The organism is Streptomyces boncukensis, from assembly GCF_011045075.1.
Taxonomy (GTDB): domain Bacteria; phylum Actinomycetota; class Actinomycetes; order Streptomycetales; family Streptomycetaceae; genus Streptomyces; species Streptomyces boncukensis.
Genome location: NZ_JAAKZZ010000568.1, coordinates 1 through 4,325, shown reverse-complemented (window position 1 = coordinate 4,325; position 4,325 = coordinate 1). Strand labels below are relative to the sequence as shown.

Annotated in this window: 3 protein-coding genes; 1 reads left to right on the top strand and 2 read right to left on the bottom strand. The window is 74.8% G+C overall.

The window, feature by feature from the left end:
• Positions 1-260 precede the first annotated feature (260 nt).
• Positions 261-560 (top strand): chorismate mutase, encoded by a 300-nt coding sequence (locus G5C65_RS32125; RefSeq protein ID WP_165302570.1) that lies wholly within the window; start codon positions 261-263, stop codon positions 558-560.
• A 407-nt stretch (positions 561-967) separates the two neighbouring features.
• Here the strand turns inward: G5C65_RS32125 and G5C65_RS32120 are convergent, their stop codons facing one another.
• On the bottom strand, positions 968-2,719 hold the full coding sequence (locus tag G5C65_RS32120) for a GMC oxidoreductase (RefSeq protein ID WP_165302569.1): 1,752 nt from the start codon (positions 2,717-2,719) through the stop codon (positions 968-970).
• An 18-nt stretch (positions 2,720-2,737) separates the two neighbouring features.
• Positions 2,738-4,325: succinic semialdehyde dehydrogenase (locus G5C65_RS32115; RefSeq protein ID WP_165302568.1), on the bottom strand; the 1,588-nt coding region annotated here is incomplete at its 5' end.

Sequence of the window (4,325 nt, the reverse complement as noted above, 5' to 3'; positions counted from 1 at the left end):
TGCCCTGACTTGGCGGCCGGGTGGGGGCCGTGCATACTGGCGCCCATGTTCACGCGCGCCGCCGTCCCCGCGTCCCGCACGACGCGGTCTCATCGCGGCACCTATGGCGCCGGGCCCCGGGCCCACGGCCGGTACGCGTGAACCGCTGAGACGCGACGCACCAGGCGCCCCGGGCCCGCGAGGCCCGGGGCGCCGGCGTTCTCCGCCCCTCCCGGGCGGCACGGCTCACGGGGCTCCGCCACACACCCGAGGGAGCACCCATGACCACCACCCCGGCCACCGGCCCCGTGGACGGCGCGCAGGCCGCCGAGCGCGCCCGTATCGACGCGCTCGACGCCCGTCTCATCGGGCTCGTCCGTGAGCGGATGGAGATCTCGGCCCGCGTCCAGGAGGCGCGCGTCGCGGCGGGCGGGCGCCGGGTCCACCTGTCCCGCGAGATGGAGATCCTGGACCTCTACCGCGCCGAGCTGGGCCGTCCCGGCACGGAGCTGGCGATGACGCTGCTGGGGCTGTGCCGGGGGCAAAGCGCGTCCCGTACGCCTCACCCGTACGGCGCGTGACCGGGCGGTCGGCGCTTCGTTGGATGAGGTGTCCCCGAAGCGAGCCGGGCGCCCGGCGGCTAGGGGACGGCGTCACCGGAGCGATGAGACGCCCGAGCTTCCCGTGAGGCGGAGACGGCGGCGTCGTGGGACCTCGTTCCGGTGCTGTGACCGGACAGCAGGGGACAGCAGCCCGGTCACCACAGTGGCCGGTCCCGGGGACGCTCGGGACCGGCCGCTCCGCGGCCTCGGCACACCATCCCGGCGGCGCTACCCCCCGGCGCCGCACTCAGCACGGGCGCTGCCCTGACGCCGGTGCTGACCGCCAAGGGCCCCGGGCCGCCGCCAACCCACCCGGCGGCGCCCCGGGGCCCTTCGCTTGTCCGCCCGTACCCCTGCGGGAAGGCGAGAGGGCACCCCCCTGGGCACTAGTCCCGTGACACCAGCCGCAGCTCTCCGTGCGCGCCCGGCGGTACCGCGGGGCGGCGGGGGCGCACCGGCTCCACTCGTGCGTAGGGCGCGCCCGGCGCGGGGCGCGGGTCCGCCTCGCCCGCGTTCGGCCACAGCGCCATCGCGCGCTCCGCCTGCGCCGTGATGGTGAGCGAGGGGTTGACGCCCAGGTTGGCGGAGACGGCGGCGCCGTCGACGACGGAGATCGCCGGATGGCCGTACAGCCGGTGGTACGGGTCGATGACCCCGGACTCGGCGTCCGCGCCGATCGGGCAGCCGCCCAGGAAGTGCGCGGTCAGCGGAGTGCCCATCAGCTCCCCGACGTTGCTGCCGGCGAAGCCCCCGATCTCCTCGGCCAGCAGCCGGGCGGCCTCGGCACCCTCCGGTATGTGCACGGGGTTGGGGGCGCCGTGGCCCTGCCGGGCTGTCAGCAGCCCCTTTCCGGGGCCGCGCTCCTTGCGGTAGGTGGTGAGCGAGTTGTCGAGGGTCTGCATGACGAGCCCGATGATGACCCGCTCCGACCACTTGCGTCCGGAGAGGGAGCGCAGGAACAGGGAGGGGTGCCGCAGGCAGGTGGCGAGGTAGGCGAGGGCGCCCGGCAGCCGGGAGTGCTGGGGTATCTGGAGGGTGGTCAGGGTGCTCATGGAGTTGGAGCCCTTGCCGTAGCGGACGGGCTCGATGTGGGTGGACTCGTCCGGGTGGACGGACGAGGTGATCGCCACGCCCCGGGTGAAGTCCAGCCGCGCGTCGGGCCCGTGCACTCCGCGGTAGCGGCGCGGCACGGTCTGGGCGCCGACCAGCGCCTCGGAGTTGGTGCGGGTCAGCTCGCCGAGCCGGGCGGAGAGGCGGGGCAGGTCGCCGCGGTCCCGCATCCGGTGCAGCAGGGTCTGGGTGCCGTAGGTCCCGGCGGCCAGGACGACCCGCCGGGCGCGCAGCACGCGCGGCCGGGCCCGGCGGCGGCCGGTGGGAACGACGGACACCTCGCACAGCTGAGGGCTCCGCTCGCGCACGCCCACCACGGTGGTCAGCGGGTGGACGGCGGCGCCGGCGCGCTCGGCGAGGTAGAGATAGTTCTCGTTGAGGGTGTTCTTCGCGCCCCGGCGGCAGCCGGTCATGCACTCGCCACACTCCACGCACGCCCGCCGCTCGGGTCCTGCGCCCCCGAAGTACGGGTCCGGCACGGTCTCGCCGGGCCGTGCCGTGGTGCGCCCGTCGGCGTCCTGCCCGTCGCCGAAGAACACCCCGACCGGCGCCATATGGAAGGTGTCGCCGCAGCCCATGCGCTCGGCCGCGGCCTTCAGATGGACGTCGGACGGGGTCATGGTGGGGTTCAGCCGGACGCCGAGCATGCGGCGGGCCTGGTCGTAGAAGGGGGCGAGCTCGGCGCGCCAGTCGGTGATGCCGCCCCACTGCCGGTCGCGGAAGAACGCCTCGGGGGGCACGTAGAGGGTGTTGGCGTAGTTGAGCGAGCCGCCGCCCACCCCGGCACCTGCCAGGATCATGACATTCGCGAGCAGATGGATGCGCTGGATGCCGTACAGGCCCAGCGCGGGGGCCCACAGGAAGTTCCTGATGTCCCAGGAGGTGCGGGGCAAGTCCTCGGGGGTGAAGCGCCGGCCGGCCTCCAGCACCCCCACCCGGTAGCCCTTCTCGCTCAGCCGCAGCGCGGTGACCGAGCCGCCGAAACCCGAACCGACGACGATCACGTCGTAGTCGTACGTGTCCTGCACTGATCCTCCCGTTTCAGCTCAGCGGAAGCGGAGCGTCTTGAGCGCCTTGAGGGAGCGCGACATGAACGCCGCGTACGCCGCGTCGTCCATGCCGAACGAGGGAGCCATGGGCAGCAGCCGCTGGTGTGCGACGGTCTGCGGCTCGGTGTACTTGAGGATGCCCTCGGAGCCGTGCCGGCGCCCGAGGCCGGAGTCGCCCATGCCGCCCATGGGGGCCTGCGCGCTGCCGTAGGCGGCGGCGTAGCTCTCGTTGACGTTGACGGTGCCGGCGCGCAGCCGGGCCGCGAGGGCGCGGGCCCGTGCGCCGTCGCGGCTCCAGACGCTGGCGTTGAGCCCGTACGGCGTGGCGTTGGCGAGGTCGGCGAGGGCGGCATCGGTGGCCCCGGCGGGGAAGCGGTAGACGGAGACGACGGGCCCGAAGGTCTCCTCGCCGCACACCGCCATCGGGGACTCGACGCCCTCCAGCACGGTGGGCTCGTGGAACAGCGGGCCGATGTCGGGGCGCGGCCTGCCGCCCGCGAGCACCGTGGCGCCCTTGGCGACGGCCTCCTCGACGTGCCGGGTGACGGTCTCAAGCTGCCGCTCGGAGACCAGCGAGCCCATGTCGGCCCCGTACGCGAGCGCGCCGCCCAGCCGCATGGCCCGGGTGCGCGCGGTGAAGCGCTCCAGGAAGGGCTCCGCGACGGCCTCGTGGACGTAGAGCCGCTCGATGGATATGCACAGCTGCCCGGCGGAGGAGTAGGCGCCGCGCACGGCACCCGCCGCCGCCTTGTCCAGGTCGGCGTCCTCCAGTACGAGCATGGCGTTCTTGCCGCCCAGCTCCAGCGAGCAGCCCACCAGGCGGGCCGCCGCCCGCCGGGCGACCTCGCGTCCGGTGCGGGTGGAGCCGGTGAAGGAGACGTAGTCGCCCCGGTCGGCGACCTCGGGCCCGATGACAGGCCCGTCGCCGATGACGACCTGCCAGACGTCCTCGGGAAGCCCGGCCTCGATGAGCAGCCGCCGCGCCCACAGCGCGGTGAGCGCGGTCTCGGTGTCGGGCTTCATCACGACCGCGTTGCCGGTGGCGAAGGCGGGCAGGGCGTCGCCGACCGACAGCTCCAGCGGGTAGTTCCAGGGGGCGATCTGCCCGACGACGCCGCGCGGATGGCGCAGCTCGGTGACCCGGGTGAGCAGGGGGATGGCGCCGGTGTGCCGCCTCGGGCGCAGATAGCCGGGGGCCGCGCGGCCGTAGTGCCGGGCCGCTATGGCGACCGCCTGCACCTCCTCGTGGGCGTGCAGCCGCGCCTTGCCGGTCTCCAGCTGGACGAGGTCCAGCACCTCGTCCTGGTGGCGCAGCACCAGGTCGTGGAAGCGGAGCAGCACGGCGGCGCGCTGCCGTACGGGAACGGCCGCCCAGCCGCGCTGCGCCGCGCGCGCCTTCTCGAAGGCGCCCGCCACGTCCTGCGGGGTCGCCTCGGGCAGGTCGGCCAGTCTCCTCCCGGTGAAGGGGGTGTGGCAGGCGGTGCTGCCGCTGCCGACGACGCCCCGGGTCAGCCGTGCGACGAGGTCCGGGGTGACCACGTCGGCGGCCGTACGGGCACCGGCCGGGGCCGGGGCGACCGGGTTG